Raw genomic sequence first — 17,433 nt, forward strand, 5'->3', positions numbered from 1 at the left:
AACGACTGCGCACTCGGCGTCGGATGGGCCGAGCCCTCAGTCCATCAGCGGGTCGGCGTCCTCGTCGGCGGTGTAGGACGCCCACAGCGCCGCGTAGGCACCGCCCGCGGCCAGCAGCTCGGCGTGCGGCCCGACCTCGACGACCCGGCCGCCGTCCAGCACCGCCACCCGGTCGGCCCGGGCCGCGGTGGTGAGCCGGTGCGCGACGACGAGCGTCGTCCGCCGCCGGGCGACGACGTCGGCCGCCCGGGTGACCGCCGCCTCGGTGGCCAGGTCCAGCGACGCGGTCGCCTCGTCCAGCAGCAGGACGTCGGGGTCGACCAGCTGCGCGCGGGCCAGCGCGAGCAGCTGCCGCTGCCCGGCCGACAGCGACCGCCCGCGCTCCCCCACCCGCGTCCGGTAGCCCTGCGGCAGCCCCTCGACCATCGCGTGCGCCCCCACCGCGCGGGCGGCGGCCTCCACCTCGGCGTCCGCGGCGTCGGGGCGGCCGTAGGCGATCGCGTCGCGCACCGTGCCGGCGAACAGGAACGCCTCCTGCGGGACGACGCCCAGCCGCGCCCGGTACTGCAGCAGGTCCAGCGAGCGCAGGTCGGCGCCGTCGACGCAGACCGCCCCGGACGTCGGGTCGTAGAAGCGGGCGACCAGCTTCACCACCGTCGACTTGCCCGCCCCGGTCTCGCCCACCAGCGCCAGGGTCTCCCCCGGTGCCACGGTCAGCGAGACGTCGCGCAGCGCCGGGGCCGGGGCGCCGCGGTAGCTGAACGTGACGTCGGCCAGCCGCACCTCCCCGCGCAGCCGGCCCACCGGCGCCGGGTCGGCCGCGGCCGGGGTGGAGGTCGGCGTCCGCAGCAGGCCGCGCAGCCGCCGCAGCCCCACGGAGGCCTGCTGGTAGCTGTCGAACACCTGCGAGAGCTGCTGCACCGGGGAGAAGAAGGTGTTCACATACAGGACGAAGGCCAGCAGCACACCCGCGGTGATGTCCCCGGCCGCCAGCCGCGCGGCCCCCACCGCCAGCACCGCGGCGGCGGCCACCTCGGAGAGGAACTCCACGAACGGGAAGTAGGTGGCGATGTACCGCTGGGCCCGCAGCCGCACGTCGCGGTAGGCCTGCGCGTACCCGTGGAAGACGGCGGTCGAGTGGTCGGCCCGGTCGAAGGCCTGGGTCACCCGGATGCCGGCGACGTCCTCCTGCAGCCGGGCGTTGACCGCGCTGACCCGCTCCCGGGCCTCGGTGTAGGCCGGCACCGACCGGGACCGGAACCACACGGTGGTGACCGCCAGCACCGGCAGCGACGCGACCAGCACCAGCGCCAGGACGACGTCGTAGAGGAAGACGATGACCAGCACCCCGACCAGGGTGAGCACGCTGATCACCGCCGTGGTCAGCCCGGTCTGCAGGAACGCCGACAGCGCGTCGACGTCGGTCGTCATCCGGGTCATGATCCGGCCGCCGAGCTCGCGCTCGTAGTAGTCCAGCCCCAGCCGCTGGAGCTGGGCGAAGGTCTTCACCCGCAGCGTGTAGAGCAGCCGTTCGCCCGTGCGACCGGTGAGCCAGGCGGCGCCCCGTGCGACCAGCAGGCCGGCAGCGACGACGGCCAGCGCGATGCCGGCGACCCCCAGCAGCAGGGACGTCGACCCCTCGGTGATCCCCCGGTCGACGCCGGTCCGCACCAGCGCGGGGATCGCCAGCTGGGCCGCCGTGTCCAGGGCGACCAGCACCAGCGCACCGGCCAGCGGCCACCGGAACGGCCGGATCAGCCGCCACAGCGAGAACTCCCGGTCCCCGGCGCGGGCGCGGTCGGCCGGCACGTCCGGGTCGTCGACCGTCGGGGGCAGCCCGGCGACCAGCTGCCGCAGCGCGGGGGTGGGCGCAGCGGCTGCCATCGCCGAGCCCCGGCCGCCGATGGACGGGGCCGCCGGCTGCGCCGGGCCGTCGTCCTCGGCGACCGGCTCGAGCTCCGGCCAGGCGGCCGGGGTGACCGTGCCGGCCGGTGGCGCGTCGTCGACCTCCGGCTCGCCGCCGGTGCCGGACAGCAGCAGCCGGTACAGCGGTGAGCGCGCCTCCAGCTCCGCCGCGGTGCCGACGTCGACCACCCGGCCGGCGTCCAGCACGGCCACCCGGTCGGCCAGCGCGAGGGTGGAGCGGCGGTGCGCGACCAGCAGCGTCGTCCGGCCCCGGACGGCGCTGCGCAACGCGGCGTGGATCCGGGCCTCGACCGCGGCGTCGACCGCGGAGGTGGCGTCGTCGAGCAGCAGCACCCGCGGGTCGGTGAGCAGCGCGCGGGCCAGGGCGACCCGCTGCCGCTGCCCGCCGGAGAGGGTCAGCCCCTGCTCGCCGACGACGGTGTCGTAGCCGTCGGGCAGCTCGCTGATGAACCCGTCCGCCTGGGCGGCGCGCGCGGCGGCCCGGACCTCGGCGTCGCCGGCGTCCGGGCGGCCGAAGGCGATGTTGGCGCGCACCGAGTCGGAGAACAGGAAGCTCTCCTCGAAGACGATGCCCAGCGCGCCGCGCAGCTCACCGAGGTCCAGGTCCCGGACGTCGCGGCCGCCGATCCGCACGGCACCGGCGGAGACGTCGTAGAAGCGCGGCAGCAGGCTCACCACGCTCGACTTGCCCGAGCCCGACGTGCCGATCAGCGCGAGCGTCTCCCCCGGCTCCACCCGCAGCGACACCCCCGACAGCACCGGCCGGCCCGGCCCGTGACCGAAGGTCACCTCGTCCAGCTCCAGCGGCAGCGGACCCGCGGGCAGTGGGTCGGCGCCGGACACCACCGTCGGGCGGGCGTCGACGATCTCCAGCACCCGCTCCACCCCGGCCCGGGCCTGCTGCCCGATGGTGAGGACGGCGGCGAGCTGGCGCACCGGCGAGACGAGCACGGCCAGGTAGGTGGCGAAGGCCAGGAAGGTGCCCAGCGTGATCGACCCGCGCAGCGCCAGCCACCCGCCCAGCGCGAGCACGCCGACCTGGCCCAGCGCGGGGACCGCCTGCAGCAGCGGGTTGTAGTGGGCGGTGAAGCGCACCACCCGCATCCGGGCGCCGAACAGCCGGCGGGCGCCCTCGTCGAGCCGGTCCAGCTCCCGGTCCTCCTGCCCGAAGCCCTTGACCACCCGCACCCCGGTGACGGCGGCCTCGACGTCCCCGGCCACCGCCCCGGCCTGCTGCTGGGCGGCCCAGTTCGCCGGGAAGAGGTCCCGGCGGGAGCGCAGCGCCAGCCACCACAGCGCCGGCCCGACGGCCAGCGCGACGAGGGTGAGCAGCGGGGACAGCCACGCCATCACGCCCAGGGACACCACGAACAGCAGCGCGTTGCCGGTCAGGTTGGGCAGGAAGGCCAGCAGCCCCTGCACGAGGGTGATGTCGCTGATCGAGCGGCTCACCGCCTGGCCGGTCTGCAACCGGTCCTGCCCCGGCCCGTCCAACCGGGACAACGCCGCGGCGACGTCGTTGCGCAGGTCCTGCTGGACGTCCAGCGACAGCCGGCCGGCCAGGTAGCGGCGGACGAACCCGGCCGCGAAGCGCAGCACCCCGGCCAGCACGAGCGCGACGATGAACGGGGTGACGTCCACGGCGCGCCCCGACTCGGCGCCGGCCACGACCCGGTCGACCACCTCGCGGGTCAGCAGCGGCACCCCGGCGGCGATGACCGAGCCGATCAGCGCCGCCCCGAACGCGCCGATCAGGTCACGCCGGTGCCGCAGGCAGTAGCCGACCAGCCGGCGGAACCAGCCACCCGCGGGCACCGGTGCGGTGGGCTCGGCGGGCCGGGCGGCGGCGGTCTGCTGGACGGTGGCCGTCACCGCCGGACCAGGCCGGTGCGGCGGTGGTCTCCCGGGCACGGCACGTCGTCCAGTGTGCGTCGTCCTGGGCCGGTGCGCCGCGCCCGGGTGGGAGGCTGCTCCCGTGGCGGAGCGGGGGTTGCGGGCGCCGGCCTGGCTCGAGGAGCTGGTGCACACCAGCCCCACGAGCGTGCCGTGGCGCGACGTCACCCGCTTCACCCTGGTCATTCCCGGCCCGCTGGCCCTCGCCCTGGCGATCGGAGGCGTGCAGGGAGCGGCGGTGGGGGCCGGGGTCTTCGCCACCATGGGCGCGCTGGCCGCGACGTTGGCGCCGCAGTCGGGCCCGCTCCGGGTCCGACTGCGCCGGGTCGCCGCAGCGTCGCTGCTGGGCGGGGTCGGCCTGCTCGTCGGGCACGGCCTGAGTGGCGGCGGCTGGCAGCCGGTGCTGCTGATGGTCGTCGTCTCGGCGATCGCCGCCCTGCTGAGCTCGATCAGCGGGGCCTTCTCCCTGGGCGCCCTGCAGCTGCTCATCTACACCGCGATCTCCTCCGGGCTGGAGACCCCGCTGTCGGCCGGCGTGGAGCTCGGGTTCTTCCTGGCCGGGGCGGCGTGGGGCGCCCTCGCCGTCCTGGTGCAGGCCCGCACCGAACCGCTGGACCCCGACCGGTCCGCGGTGGGGGCGGTCTTCACCCGGGTCGCCGAGCTGCTCGCGGCGATCGGCACCGACCGCACCGAGGAGGCCCGCCGGGAGCTCACGCTCGCGCTGAACGCCGGCTACGACCGGGTCCTCTACGCGCGCAGCCGCTCGGCCGGCCGCAGCCGGGAACTCGCCGAGCTGGCCGGGGTGCTCAACGCCGCGGCACCGCTGGTGGAGGGCGCGGTGGCCAGCGCCCGGGGCGGGGTGCCGGCCGACTCCCGGGACATCGGGGCCGCGCACGCCCTGGCCACCGCCGTCACCAGCCGCCGTCCGGTGCTGGGCGAACGGCCGCCGCCGGTCGAGGACGCACCCGCGCCGCGCCGGGCGGTCCGGCACGGCCTGCGGCTGGTGTGGAACGTCGTCGGTGACCCGGAGGAGCGGGCCTCGGCGGCGGTGGTGCGCCCCGAGCTGGAGTGGCGGGTGCGGCTGCACGACCTGTTCGACCGCACCGTGGGCAACGCCGACTCCCGGGCGTTCGTCGTCCGGCTCACGCTGTGCATGACGGTCGCCGAGATCGCCCGCCAGCTGCTGCCGATCGAGCGGCCCTACTGGGTGCTGCTGACCGTGGCCATCGTGCTCAAGCCCGACTACGGCTCGGTGTTCACCCGGGCGGTGCAGCGCGGCGCGGGCACGCTGCTCGGCGTCCTGATCGGCTCGCTGCTGCTGACCTTCCTGGAGCGCGATGCCTGGGTGCTGCTCCCGCTGGCACTGTCCGCCGGGGCGCTGCCGTGGGCCCGCAGCGGCAACTTCGGCCTGTTCTCCGTCTTCCAGACGCCGCTGATCATCCTGCTGCTGGACCTGGCCACGCCCAGTGGCGCCGGGCTGGTCGGTGCCCGGCTGGTCGACACCCTGATCGGCTGCGGGATCGTGCTGGTGTTCGGCTACCTGCTGTGGCCGCAGACCTGGCGGGCCCCGCTGGACGACGCGCTGCGCAGCGCCACCCTGGCGCTGGACCGCTTCGTCGACGCCGCGTTCACCCAGGGCCCCGAGGCCACCCGGCGGGCCCGCCGGGGCAGCTACCGGGCGCTGACCGAGCTGCAGACGCAGCTGCAGCGCCGGCTGGCCGAGCCGCCGCCGATCAGCAGCCGGGCGGCGGCCTGGTGGCCGGTGATCGTGCAGCTGGAGCGGACGTCGGACGCCGTCACCGAGGCGGTCATCGCGCTGCGCGCCGGCGAACCGGCCCCCGACCCGGCGCAGGTCGGCGTGCTGCGCAAGGCGATCCGGGAGCTGGAGCGGGACCTGCGCGAGCACCGCGCCCCCGACGACGCCGAGATCGACGCCGACGGCGTGCTGGCCCCGGTCGCCCGGGAGGTGGACGCAGCCCGGCGGCTGATCCGGGAGACCACCCCGGGCCGGCGGTCCGGCGTCCGCGGCACCGAGGACTGAGCAGCCCGCTCCTCAGGACGGCGCGCGGACACCCTGCTGCAGGAGCGCCCCGGCCTCGGCGGCGGGCAGCGCCCGGTGGAACAGCCATCCCTGGGCCTGGTCGCACCCGTCGGCCCGGAGCCGCGCCAGCTGCTCGGGCTCCTCGACGCCCTCGGCGACCACGGTCAGCCCGAAGGTGTGCGCCGCCCGGATCATCAGCGCCACCAGGTCGCCGTGGCCGGCGTCGCCGGAGCCGATGAAGCTGCGGTCGATCTTGAGCGTGTCGACCGGCATGTGCCCCAGCTGCCCGATGGAGGTGTAGCCGGTGCCGAAGTCGTCGATGGCGACGGCGACGCCCAGGGCCCGCAGGGTGGCCAGGTGGTCCATCGCCGACGGGTCGGCCACCAGGACGGTCTCGGTCACCTCGAGCACGAGCAGCTGGGCGGGCAACCCCGAGGCGACCAGCGCGTCGGCGACGTCCTGCACGACCCGACGGTCCGTGAGGTGCCGACCGGAGATGTTCACCGCGACAGTCGGCTCCGGCTCGTCCTGGGCCACCCCGGCGGCGCTGCGCCACTCGGCGAGCTGCCGGGTGGCCTCGTGCAGCACCCAGCGGTCCAGCTCGCAGATCAGCTGGGACTCCTCGGCCGCCGGGACGAAGAGGTCCGGCGGGACCAGCCCGTGCCCGGGCCGCTGCCAGCGCACCAGGGCCTCGTACCCGATCACCCGGTCCGAGGCCACGTCGACCACGGGTTGGTAGTGCAGCTCCATCTCACCGTCCGCCAGGCCCACCCTGATCGCCGCCTCCAGCGCAGCCCGCTCGGCGAGCTGCCCGCGCAGCACCTCGTCGAAGACCTCGGCGCGACCGCGACCGTGCCGCTTGGCCCGGTAGGCAGCGGTGTCCGCCTCGACGAACAGGACGTCGGCGTCGGTGTCGCCGTCCCGGCTGACCGCCACGCCGACGCTGGCGCCGACCCGCACCGTGTGGCGGGACAGCCGGATCGGCTCGCTGGTCGCCGCGATCAGCCGCTCGGCGAGCTCGACCAGCGTGCGCTCGTCCTCCACCGCCTCGACCAGCACGACGAACTCGTCGCCGCCCAGCCGGCACACCACGTCCCCCGCCCGGACCGCCGCCGACAGCCGGCCGGCGACCTCCCGCAGCACGTCGTCCCCGGCAGCGTGCCCATGCGTGTCGTTGACCGACTTGAAGCCGTCCAGGTCGACGAACAGCAGGCCGGTCATGGCCCCCGAACGCTGGCCGCGGGACAGCGCCGCCGCGGTCAGCTGCAGCGCCTGCGCCCGGTTGGGCAGCTCGGTCAGCGGGTCGTGCGCGGCCTGGTGGGCGAGCGCGGACTGCAGCTCGTCGCGTTGGCGCACCGAGCTGACGATCTGCCGCACCGAGGCGTGCACGACCGCACCGAGCGGACCGGGCAACGGCTCGGCCAGGACGGTGTCGGCGAGGTCCCCACGGGCCACGGCCTGGGCCTGGTCCTGGATGCGGCGGAGGCTGGCCACCGCCGCGCCCAACGCCGTGGAGACGGTGCGCACCTCGCGCGGGCCACCGCCCTCGACCTCCACGAGCTCCCCGCGACTCACCTGGTCGGCCTGCCCGGCCAGCACGCCGAGCGAGCGGGACACGCTGCGGCCGAGGACGACGGCACCGACCGTTGCGGTCAGCAGGAGGCCGAGGCCGGCCAGCAGCGTGGCCGTCCGGCGACCGTCGGCCGCGTCGCGGTCGGCGGCCGCGCTCGCCCGGGCGCCGGCGACCGCGGTGTCCAACAGCTCCGTGAAGGTCGCGTCCCGCGCGGTGCTCCCGTTGACCAGGGCCGCGACCTGCTCGATGGGGAGAGGCTCAGCGGTGCCCTGCTCGACCTGCGCGGCGAGGACGTCGTCCACCGCGGTCACCGCCGCGGACGCGCGGACGCCGTCCCATGCCCCGGCCAGGGCCGGCTGGGACAGGTCGTCCAGCTGCCGCTGTGCGTCGGTGTAGGCGACCCAGGCGCCGCGCCAGTCCAGCTCGCTGGCCCCGATGCCGGAGAGACGGAGCTGGGAGCCGAGGAACAGCGGGACCACGCGGCTGGCGGCCTGGGTCAGCTCGGCGACCAGCTCGACGTCGCGGGTGGCCCGATAGGTCCCGATCGTCACCTCCTGGGCACTGGCCTCCGTTGCCGCCTCCTGCTGAGCTGCCATGAGCTGAGCCGAGACGTCCAGGTACTCCCGGTAGGTGTCCTGCAGCGAGCTCATCCGGTAGTGCGCGCCGGCCCGGACGTCGACGAGCCGGGCGGTGGCCCGTACGGCGGCCCAGGCGCCCACGGAGGCGGCGGGCACCGAGGCCAGCGCCCGGTCGGTGACCTGCTGCGCCTGGGCGATGGCCTGCTCTGCCTGCGCCAGCTGGGCCTGCACCATCTCCGGGGAGAGCCCGGTCATCGCGCTCAGGGCCGGGTCGAGCAGCACCGTCGCGGACAGCACCGGGACGACCTCGTGCTCCACCCCGCTGCGGGCGGCGTCCAGCTGCGCCACCGCCTGCACGGCGGCCTCGGCCCGCTCGGCGGTGGTCGCCTCGGACATCGCGGAGCGCACGATCGCCGTGGTCAGTGCGACCACGCCCAGCAACGGGACCAGCACCAGCGCCACGAGGTAGGCCCAGAGGGGCACGCCTCTGCGCGGCGACCTGCGTGCGGAGGACGGGCTGGGCGGCATGACATGGCATCGGCCCGACCGCGACCTCGGTCGAGCCGCGGGCACCCGTCCGGGTGAGACGGCACCGCGGGCTGGAGGGGGGTGGGCGCGGCAGGGATCGAACCTGCGACCGCTCGCTTGTAAGGCGAGAGCTCTCCCGCTGAGCTACGCGCCCGTGCGGCCAGGGTAGCGGGAGGACCCCGCCACCCCCGCCGCTCGACGGGCTCCCGGCCGACCGCAGCTCAGGCGGCGGAGAGCTCCGCGACCGCGTCCTTCCAACCGGACTGCGCACGCGCGTCGCCGGGCTGGTTGACCTCGGCGAAGACCAGCGTGCCCTCGGCGTCGACGAGGAACGTGCCGCGCAGCGGCATCCCGGCCCGCTCGTTGAACACCCCGTAGGCCTGGGCGGTCGCGCCGTGCGGCCAGAAGTCCGACAGCAGCGGGAAGCCGAAGCCCTGCTCGGCCCGGAACGCCTTGAGGCTGAAGGTGGGGTCGGTGGAGATGGCCACCACCTGGACCCCGGCGTCGGCGTACGTGGCCAGCTCGTCGCGCAGCTGGCACAGCTCGCCGGTGCAGATCCCGGAGAAGGCGAACGGGTAGAACACGACGAGGACCGGAGCACCGCGCAGCCCGGAGAGGGAGACGACCTGCTTGTCCTGGTCGGGGAGGCTGAACTCGGGGGCGGCGTCGCCCACGGTGAGGGTCATCACCCGATCGTGCCTCAGCGGCGCGAGCGGGCCGCCTTCGGGGTGACCAGCCGGATGCCCGACCAGTCCTTCGCCGCGGAGATGCTGGAGGTCTGTGCGAGCCCGGCGGTGGGGGCGGCCTCGGTGACGTCACCGGGCTCGACGTGGCCGGGGCGCCCGGACTTCGGCACGAGCAGCCAGACGACGCCGTCCTCGGCGAGGGAGGCGATCGAGTCGACGAGCGCGTCGATCAGGTCGCCGTCCTCGTCGCGCCACCACAGCAGGACGACGTCGGCCACCTCGTCGGAGTCCTCGTCGACCATCTCGCCGCCCGAGAGCTCGACGACGGAGTCGCGCAGGTCCTCGTCGGCGTCCTCGTCCCAGCCGAGCTCCTGCACGACCATGCCCGGCTTGATCCCCAGCCGGGCAGCCATGCTGGTGCTGCCCGAGTCGACGCTCATCCCCGCTGTTCCTCCGTGTGCTCGCTGCCCGGTCTGTCCGGGCGGTGTCGTGTGCTGCTGTGCGGTCTCTGTCCCGCCCCGTCGCGTGGTGCGCCGGTGCGATCGTCCTGGGGGGATGGTGCCCTGTCCTGACCCGGCCTGCCTGGTCGGGACCTCTCGTGGACTCGACCCGACCCCCTCTGCCCGGGTGGAGGGCGGCCCCTGGCGTGCCCGTCCCCCGCGTCTCGCGGGGGTGCGGGCCCACGTGTCCGGGCCACCGTTGCAGCGGAGCGTAGGGCATCGACGGGCAGGCGCAAGGCCCTGACCGGGCGGCACGGTCGCGCCGCGCGTCCCGTCTGACGGGACACGGCACGGGGCGGACGTGACGTGCGCCGCCCCGGCAGGAGACGATGTGGCCATGAGCGCAACGCAGCAGTCGGACGGAGACCCCGCCCGCACCATCGGCAGCCCCCGTGCGGTCATCACCGACGGGCGGGCCAGCCAACTCCCCGACACCGACCCGGACGAGACCCAGGAGTGGCTGGAGTCCCTGGACGCGGTCGTCGACCATGCCGGTCGCGGCCGAGCCCGCTACCTGATGCTCCGGATGCTCGAGCGCAGCCGCGAGCAGCAGGTCGGCGTACCCGCGTTGCGCAGCACCGACTACATCAACACGATCGCGCCGGAGCAGGAGCCGTGGTTCCCCGGTGACGAGGACGTCGAGCGTCGGATCCGGGCCTACATCCGGTGGAACGCCGCGATCATGGTCCACCGCGCGCAGCGCCCGGGCATCGCCGTCGGCGGTCACATCTCCTCCTACGCGTCGTCCGCATCGCTGTACGAGGTCGGCTTCAACCACTTCTTCCGCGGCAAGGACCACCCCGGCGGCGGCGACCAGATCTACTTCCAGGGGCACGCCTCCCCCGGCATCTACGCCCGGGCCTACCTCGAGGGCCGGCTCGACGAGCACCAGCTCGACGGCTTCCGGCAGGAGGTCAGCCACCCCGGCGGTGGCCTGTCGTCCTACCCGCACCCGCGGTTGATGCCCGACTTCTGGGAGTTCCCCACCGTCTCGATGGGCCTCGGCCCGCTGAACGCGATCTACCAGGCGCGGTTCAACCGCTACCTGCACGACCGCGGCATCGCCGACACCGCCGACCAGCACGTGTGGGCGTTCCTCGGCGACGGCGAGATGGACGAGCCCGAGTCGCTGGGGCCGATCGGCCTGGCCGCGCGTGAGGAGCTGGACAACCTCACGTTCGTCGTCAACTGCAACCTGCAGCGGCTCGACGGTCCGGTCCGCGGCAACGGCAAGGTCATCCAGGAGCTGGAGTCCTTCTTCCGCGGCGCCGGCTGGAACGTCATCAAGGTGATCTGGGGCCGCGGCTGGGACAGGCTGCTGGCCGCCGACCGCGACGGCGCGCTGGTCAACCTGATGAACTCGACGCCGGACGGCGACTACCAGACCTACAAGGCCGAGGACGGCGCCTACGTCCGCGAGCACTTCTTCGGCCGCGACCCGCGCACCCGCAAGCTGGTCGAGGGGATGAGCGACAAGGAGGTCTGGGAGCTCCAGCGCGGCGGCCACGACTACCGCAAGGTCTACGCCGCCTACAAGGCCGCGATGGACCACAAGGGCCAGCCCACCGTCATCCTCGCCAAGACCATCAAGGGCTGGACGCTCGGCAACCACTTCGAGGGCCGCAACTCCACGCACCAGATGAAGAAGCTGACCGCGGAGGACCTGGCGAACTTCCGGGACCGGCTGTACCTGCCGATCCCCGACGAGCAGCTGGACAAGACCCTGCCGCCCTACTACAAGCCGGCACCGGACTCCGACGAGATGCAGTACATGGAGGAGCGGAAGCGCCAGCTGGGCGGGTCGATCCCCCGGCGCAGCTACGCGGCCAAGCCCCTCAAGGCACCCGACGACAAGGCCTTCGAGGTCGTGCGGCGGGGCTCGGGCAAGCAGGAGGTCGCCACCACCATGGCGTTCGTCCGGCTGCTCAAGGAGCTCATCAAGGACCCGGAGCTCGGCCCCCGCTTCGTCCCGGTGATCCCCGACGAGGCCCGCACCTTCGGGCTGGACTCGCTCTTCCCGACGAAGAAGATCTACAACCCGCACGGCCAGAACTACACCTCGGTCGACCGCGAGCTGATGCTGGCCTACAAGGAGTCCACGACCGGGCAGATCCTGCACGAGGGGATCAACGAGGCCGGTTCCACGGCGTCGTTCATCGCCGCCGGGACGTCGTACGCGACGCACGGCGAGCCGATGATCCCGATCTACATCTTCTACTCGATGTTCGGCTTCCAGCGGACCGGCGACTCGTTCTGGGCGGCCGGTGACCAGATGACCCGCGGGTTCCTGCTGGGCGCCACCGCCGGGCGCACCACGCTGAACGGCGAGGGCCTGCAGCACGAGGACGGGCACTCGCTGCTGCTCGCGGAGACCAACCCGGCGGTCGTCTCCTACGACCCGGCGTTCTCCTTCGAGCTCGGGCACATCATCAAGGACGCCCTGCGCCGGATGTACGGCGAGGACCCGGGCGCCCCGCTGGGCGGACACCGCAGCCCCGACGTCATGTACTACCTGACGATCTACAACGAGCCGTACGTCCAGCCGGCCGAGCCCGAGGGGCTGGACGTCACCGGGCTGCTGGCCGGCATGTACCGCTACGCCGAGGGCCCGCAGCTGGAGGACGGCAAGAAGGCCCAGGTGCTGGCGTCCGGGGTGGCCGTGCCGTGGGCGCTGCGGGCGCAGGAGCTGCTGGCCCAGGACTGGGGCGTCTCGGCCGACGTCTGGTCGGTGACCTCGTGGAACGAGCTGCGTCGCGAGGCGGTCCAGACCGAGGAGTGGAACCTGCTGAACCCGGCGGAGGAGCCCAAGGTCCCCTACGTCACCCAGCAGCTGACCGACGTCCCCGGCCCGGTCATCGCCGTCTCGGACTGGATGAAGGCGGTGCCGGACCTGCTCGCCCCGTTCGTCCCGGGCGGCCTGACGTCGCTGGGCACCGACGGGTTCGGGCTGTCCGACACACGTCCGGCGCTGCGCCGGCACTTCCGGGTCGACGCCGAGTCGATCGTGGTGCGCACGCTGGCCTCGCTGGCGCAGTACGGCGAGATCGAGCGGGACGTCGTCCGGCAGGCGGTGGAGAAGTACCAGATCGGTGAGGTGCAGGCCGCTCCCGCCGACACCAGCACCGCCCCGGAGCAGCAGCCCGAGGCGTAGTCGCCGCCGAGCTCCCGTTCACCGGTGATCAGGTGACCTGATCACCGACTGTCCCCCCGCACCAGCGCTGGTGCGGGGGGACAGTCGTTGGTGCGGGCGGACGTCGCCCAGGCAGCGTCCTGGCACGCGGGCAGGCGAGCACGCGGTCCGGCCTCCACACCCCTGTCCCACGTCCACAGATGCCGGTGGCGCGGTACACCGCGTCTCCGGCGTTGAGACGGTGCCGCCGTGGATCCTCTCCTCGCCGACGCGATGGCCCGCCAGGCCGACGTCTTCAGCACCGCCGATGCGCTGGCCACCGGCCTCGACCCCAACGCCATCGGCCCCCTCGTGCGGTCGGGCGTCTGGCGGCGGGTGCGCTACGGCGTCTACACGACCGGCGAGGCCTGGCGCCGCCACGAGGCCGAGGGGCGGACGCACCGGCTCCAGTGCGCCGCCGCACTCCGCCGTCTCGATCGCACGACCGTGGCGGTCAGCCACACCTCAGCCGCCCGGCTGCACCGCCTCGTCGTGCCCCGAGCCGCCGGCACCGAGGTCCGGCTGACCGATCCCGCGCAGTTCCGCGTCGGCCGCGGCTACCGAATCAGCCAGGGGACTCTTTCTCCTGAGGACGTCGTCGTCCACGAAGGGCTGCCGGTCACCACGGTCACGCGCACGCTCGCCGACGTCGGCCGGGAATGGCCGCTGCTCGATGCCGTGGTCGCCGCCGACGATGCACTGGCCGACGGCCGGACCTCCCCGGCGGCGCTGCGAGCCGCCGCTCTCGCCCAGACCCACTGGGTCGGCTGCGCCAACGCCGCTCGGGCGTTCTCGCTGGCGCGCGTGGGTGCGCACTCACCGCACGAGACCCGGACCCGACTGGCCCTGCTCGGCGCCGGCCTGCCCGAGCCGTTGCTGCAGTGCGCCGTCCTCGTCGGTTCGCGCTTGGTCGCCGTCCTGGACATGTACTGGCCCGACCACGGCGTCTTCGTCGAGTGCGACGGCATGATCAAGTACACCGACCCGTGGCGGGATCGCACGCCTGCCGAGGTCATGTGGCAGGAGAAGCGCCGCCAGGACGCACTGCTCGACCTCGACGTGCACGGTGTCCGGGTCGCCCCGGAGGACCTGCGGGAGCGCTGGGACGAGAAGGTCGCAAGGCTGTGGTCGCTGCTGGATCGCGGGCGCGCAGCACCACCGCGATACCGGACGGCGCACTGGCATGACGGACTGCGGACGGCACCCCGGCCCCTCGCAGGCTGACCCCGCCGCCGCTCCCCCCGCACCAGGAACCGTCCCCCCGCAGCAACGCTGGTGCGGGGGGACAGTCAGTGATCAGGTGACCTGATCACTGCTGCACCAGGCGGGTCAGCCCGCGAGGGCCTGGGCCGCCATGGACGCGTACATCGCCACCCCGGCCGGCAGGGCGTCCTCGTCGAAGACCACCAGGTCGGAGTGGTTGCCCGGGGCCGTCGCCGGGTCGAGGTCGGGCGGGCAGGCGCCCAGGAACGCCATCGCGCCGGGCACCTGCTCCAGCACGTAGGAGAAGTCCTCCGCGCCCATCAGCGGCGCCGCCATCACCGCGCTGGCCTGCTGCCCCAGCAGCTGCGCGGCCGCCGCGGTCACCTGGGCGGCGACCCCGGCGTCGTTGACGGTCACCGGGTAGCCCTCGACCCGGACGAACTCCGCCCGCAGGTCGTGGGCGGCGGCGACGTGCTCGGCGACCCGCTGCACCGAGGCCAGGACGTCGGCCCGGCGCTCCGGCGAGAGGGTGCGGATCGTGCCGTCCATGACCGCGAACGGCGGGATGATGTTGTCCTTGGTGCCCGCCTCCAGGTGCCCGACGGTGACCACGGCCGGGTCGAAGACGTCGACCCGGCGGGTGACCATCGCCTGCAGCGCCAGCACGATCTCCGCCGCGACCGGCACCGGGTCGGCGGCCAGGTGCGGGGTGGATGCGTGCCCGCCGCGCCCGTGCACGGTGATCCGGAACTGGTCGGCCGAGGCCATCATGGCGCCGCCCCGGACGTTGATCGTGCCGGTCGGGAACACCGTGGAGATGTGGAGCGCGAACGCGCCGCTGACCGGGGCGTCCGGGACGACGTCGAGCAGCCCCTCCTCCAGCATGAAGCGGGCGCCGTGGTGGCCCTCCTCCCCCGGCTGGAACATGAACACCACCTGCCCGGCCAGGGTGTCCCGGCGCGCGGCCAGCAGCCGGGCCGCGCCGGCCAGCATGGCCACGTGGGTGTCGTGCCCGCATGCGTGCATCGCGCCGGGCACCTCGGAGGCGAACGGCAGCCCGGTGGCCTCGGTCAGCGGCAGGGCGTCCATGTCCCCGCGCAGCAGGTACGTGGGGCCGGGGCGGGTGCCGCGCAGCACCCCGACCACCGAGGTCGTGCTGGTGCCGGTGGTCAGCTCGATCGGCAGGTCGGCCAGCGCCGCCAGCACCATCGCCTGGGTGGCCGGCAGCTGCAGGCCGACCTCGGGCTGGCGGTGCAGCCGGCGGCGCAGGTCCACGGTGCGGTCGGCGTCGGCCCGGGCGGCAGCGAGCAGTTCAGCGGCGAGAGATGCGTCGGCAGGCATGCGGCCAGTCTGTAGCAGGGCTCAGCACCTGCGGTAGGTCAGTCCGCCCAGGCCGGCCGGGCGGCGTCCAGTTGCCAGACCAGCACGGCCGCCGGGCCCTCGACCGGCCCGTCCCCCGGTTCCACGGTCACCTCGCCGTCCCGGACCAGCACCCGCAGCCCGGGTGGCACCTCGGCGCCGGCCTCGCCCACCCAGAGCCGGGCGTCGGGCCGGCCGAGGTCGACCCACCCGGTCGGCCGCAGCAGGACGTCGTGCGCCGGCGGCGCCCCGGGGTCGGCGGCCCGCAGGTACGTCTGGACGACGTGCGCTCCCCCGGTGCCGGCCACCTCGTCGTGCTCCAGCCCCCGGCCGGCGCGCAGGACGGCGACGTCCCCGGCACCCAGCACGGCCTCGCGCCCCCAGGCGTGCCGCAGCGAGCCGGCGAGCACGACCGCCACCACGTCGACGTCGGCGTGCGCGTGCCGCCCGTAACCGGTCGCCGGGCCGAGCCGGTCGTCGGCCAGCCGCAGCAACGGGCCCAGCGACCCGTCCTGCGGGGCCAGCAGCACACGGGAGTCCAGCCCGCTCATCGGCCGGTCTCCCGGCGGACGGCGGGGGCGGACTGACCCGGAGGAGCGGTGTGCACGGCTCCACGATCCCGTACGTCGGCTGCACCGTGACAGGCTGGTGGGATGGGAGCCGGTCCGGTGAGCACACAGCCCTCGGAGGCGACGTTGCGCCGGCTCGAACGCTCCTCGGGTGCCCTGGCCACCCAGGCAGTGGCCCGGATGGACGAGGAGCTGTCCTGGTTCCGGGCGATGCCCGCCAGCCAGCGCTCCTGGGTGACCCTGGTCGCCCAGGCCGGCATCGCCTCGCTGGTCGAGTGGTGCCGCAACCCCGGCCGGCCGCCTCGGCTGACCGGTGAGGTGTTCGGCGCCGCCCCCCGCGAGCTGATGCAGGCCGTGCCGCTCAAGCGCTCGGTCGACCTGATCAAGGTCACCGTCGAGGTCGTCGAGGACCGGGTCGAGCAGGTCGCCGAACCGGGGGACGCCGATCGGCTGCGGCTGACCGTGCTGCAGTTCAGCCGGGAGATCGCCTTCGCCGCCGCCCACGTCTACGCCAGCTTCGCCGAGAACCGCGGCGCCTGGGACGCCCGGTTGGAGGCGCTGGTCGTCGACGCCCTGGTCCGCGGCGACCGCTCCGACGAGCTCCCCGGTCGGGCCGCGGCCCTGGGTTGGACGGAGACCGAGCCGGTCGTCGTCCTGGTCGGCTCGGCTCCGCCGGGTGAGGACGACGCCCGCGCCGCCGTCCGCCGGGCGGCCCGGTCGCTGGGCTGCGAGGTGCTCGTCGGCGTGCACGCCGACGAGCTGGTCGTCGTCCTCGGTGGCGCCTCCGACCTCGCTCAGGTGACCTCCCGGGTGTGCCGGGAGTTCGGCCCCGGCCCGGTGGTGCTCGGCCCGCGGGTCGACTCACTGGCCCACGCCGGGGAGTCCGCCACCGTGGCCCTGGCCGGGCTGCGCGCTGCGCCGGCCTGGCCCGCCGCGCCCCGGCCGGTCGAGGCGGAGGACCTGCTGCCCGAACGGGCGCTGGACGGCGACCCGCTGGCCCGCGCGGCCCTGGCCGAACGGGTGACGGCGCCGCTGCAGGCGGCCGGTGCAGAGGTGCTGGAGACCGTGCGCACCGTGCTGGGCAACGGGGGCAACCTGGAGGCCACCGCCCGGGCGCTCTTCGTGCACACGAACACCGTGCGGTACCGGCTCAAGCGGGCCGCCGAGCTCACCGGCTACTCGGCCACCGACCCCCGCGGGGCCTGGACGCTGCAGCTGGCGCTGGCCCTCGCGCAGCTGGAGGGCAGCCACTCCCTCTGGCACTGAGGGTCGCCTTCTTGTGGTCTATCGGGCCGACACGCGGCCACCATGTCGGGTTGCCGGGCATCCATTTGGAGGGATCCTCCAAGAGGAGGTCGTAGATCTTCGTGGGCGATGCCGCCCCGCGCGGGCGCTCGGGCTGGCACGG

10 protein-coding genes and 1 tRNA gene are annotated in these 17,433 nt (G+C 74.6%); 4 read left to right on the plus strand and 7 right to left on the minus strand.

What is annotated here, in order from left to right:
• Window positions 1-36 precede the first annotated feature (36 nt).
• Window positions 37-3,798: an ABC transporter ATP-binding protein gene (locus O2W20_RS19475; protein ID WP_269171529.1), complete on the minus strand. Its 3,762-nt coding sequence runs from the start codon at window positions 3,796-3,798 to the stop codon at window positions 37-39.
• Between the two features lie 103 nt (window positions 3,799-3,901).
• Between O2W20_RS19475 and O2W20_RS19480 the strand changes: the two genes are divergently transcribed.
• Window positions 3,902-5,860, plus strand: a complete 1,959-nt coding sequence (locus O2W20_RS19480) for an FUSC family protein (RefSeq protein ID WP_269171528.1) — start codon at window positions 3,902-3,904, stop codon at window positions 5,858-5,860.
• Window positions 5,861-5,872: 12 nt separating this feature from the next.
• Here O2W20_RS19480 and O2W20_RS19485 read toward each other — a convergent pair whose 3' ends face one another.
• From O2W20_RS19485 to O2W20_RS19500, 4 genes are all read right to left on the minus strand, one after another.
• On the minus strand, window positions 5,873-8,494 hold the full coding sequence (locus tag O2W20_RS19485; protein WP_269171527.1) for a putative bifunctional diguanylate cyclase/phosphodiesterase: 2,622 nt from the start codon (window positions 8,492-8,494) through the stop codon (window positions 5,873-5,875).
• Window positions 8,495-8,621: 127 nt separating this feature from the next.
• Window positions 8,622-8,693: transfer RNA gene (locus O2W20_RS19490), tRNA-Val, on the minus strand.
• A 67-nt stretch (window positions 8,694-8,760) separates the two neighbouring features.
• Entirely contained in the window at window positions 8,761-9,225 is a 465-nt protein-coding gene (locus O2W20_RS19495; RefSeq protein WP_269171525.1) for a peroxiredoxin, read from the minus strand.
• A gap of 14 nt (window positions 9,226-9,239) precedes the next feature.
• Window positions 9,240-9,665, minus strand: coding sequence for a DUF3052 domain-containing protein (locus O2W20_RS19500; protein WP_164699990.1), 426 nt, complete (start codon window positions 9,663-9,665; stop codon window positions 9,240-9,242).
• A 397-nt stretch (window positions 9,666-10,062) separates the two neighbouring features.
• Between O2W20_RS19500 and aceE the strand changes: the two genes are divergently transcribed.
• Both aceE and O2W20_RS19510 read left to right on the plus strand, forming a co-directional pair.
• Window positions 10,063-12,876 (plus strand): pyruvate dehydrogenase (acetyl-transferring), homodimeric type, encoded by a 2,814-nt coding sequence (gene aceE, locus O2W20_RS19505; RefSeq protein WP_269171524.1) that lies wholly within the window; start codon window positions 10,063-10,065, stop codon window positions 12,874-12,876.
• 228 nt (window positions 12,877-13,104) lie between these two features.
• Window positions 13,105-14,118, plus strand: a complete 1,014-nt coding sequence (locus tag O2W20_RS19510; RefSeq protein WP_269171523.1) for a type IV toxin-antitoxin system AbiEi family antitoxin domain-containing protein — start codon at window positions 13,105-13,107, stop codon at window positions 14,116-14,118.
• Window positions 14,119-14,223: 105 nt separating this feature from the next.
• Here O2W20_RS19510 and O2W20_RS19515 read toward each other — a convergent pair whose 3' ends face one another.
• Both O2W20_RS19515 and O2W20_RS19520 read right to left on the minus strand, forming a co-directional pair.
• A complete protein-coding gene (locus O2W20_RS19515; protein ID WP_269171521.1) occupies window positions 14,224-15,438 on the minus strand; it encodes a M20 metallopeptidase family protein in 1,215 nt (404 codons plus the stop codon).
• A gap of 38 nt (window positions 15,439-15,476) precedes the next feature.
• Window positions 15,477-16,007 carry a pirin family protein gene (locus O2W20_RS19520; protein WP_269171520.1) on the minus strand — a complete coding sequence of 177 codons (531 nt, stop codon included), beginning with the start codon at window positions 16,005-16,007 and terminating at the stop codon, window positions 15,477-15,479.
• 117 nt (window positions 16,008-16,124) lie between these two features.
• On the opposite strand from O2W20_RS19520, the gene O2W20_RS19525 reads away from it, so the two are divergent.
• Complete coding sequence (locus O2W20_RS19525) at window positions 16,125-17,291, plus strand: PucR family transcriptional regulator (protein WP_269171519.1); 1,167 nt, start codon at window positions 16,125-16,127, stop codon at window positions 17,289-17,291.
• Window positions 17,292-17,433: the final 142 nt, after the last annotated feature.

The organism is Modestobacter sp. VKM Ac-2982, assembly GCF_026967935.1.
Taxonomy (GTDB): domain Bacteria; phylum Actinomycetota; class Actinomycetes; order Mycobacteriales; family Geodermatophilaceae; genus Modestobacter.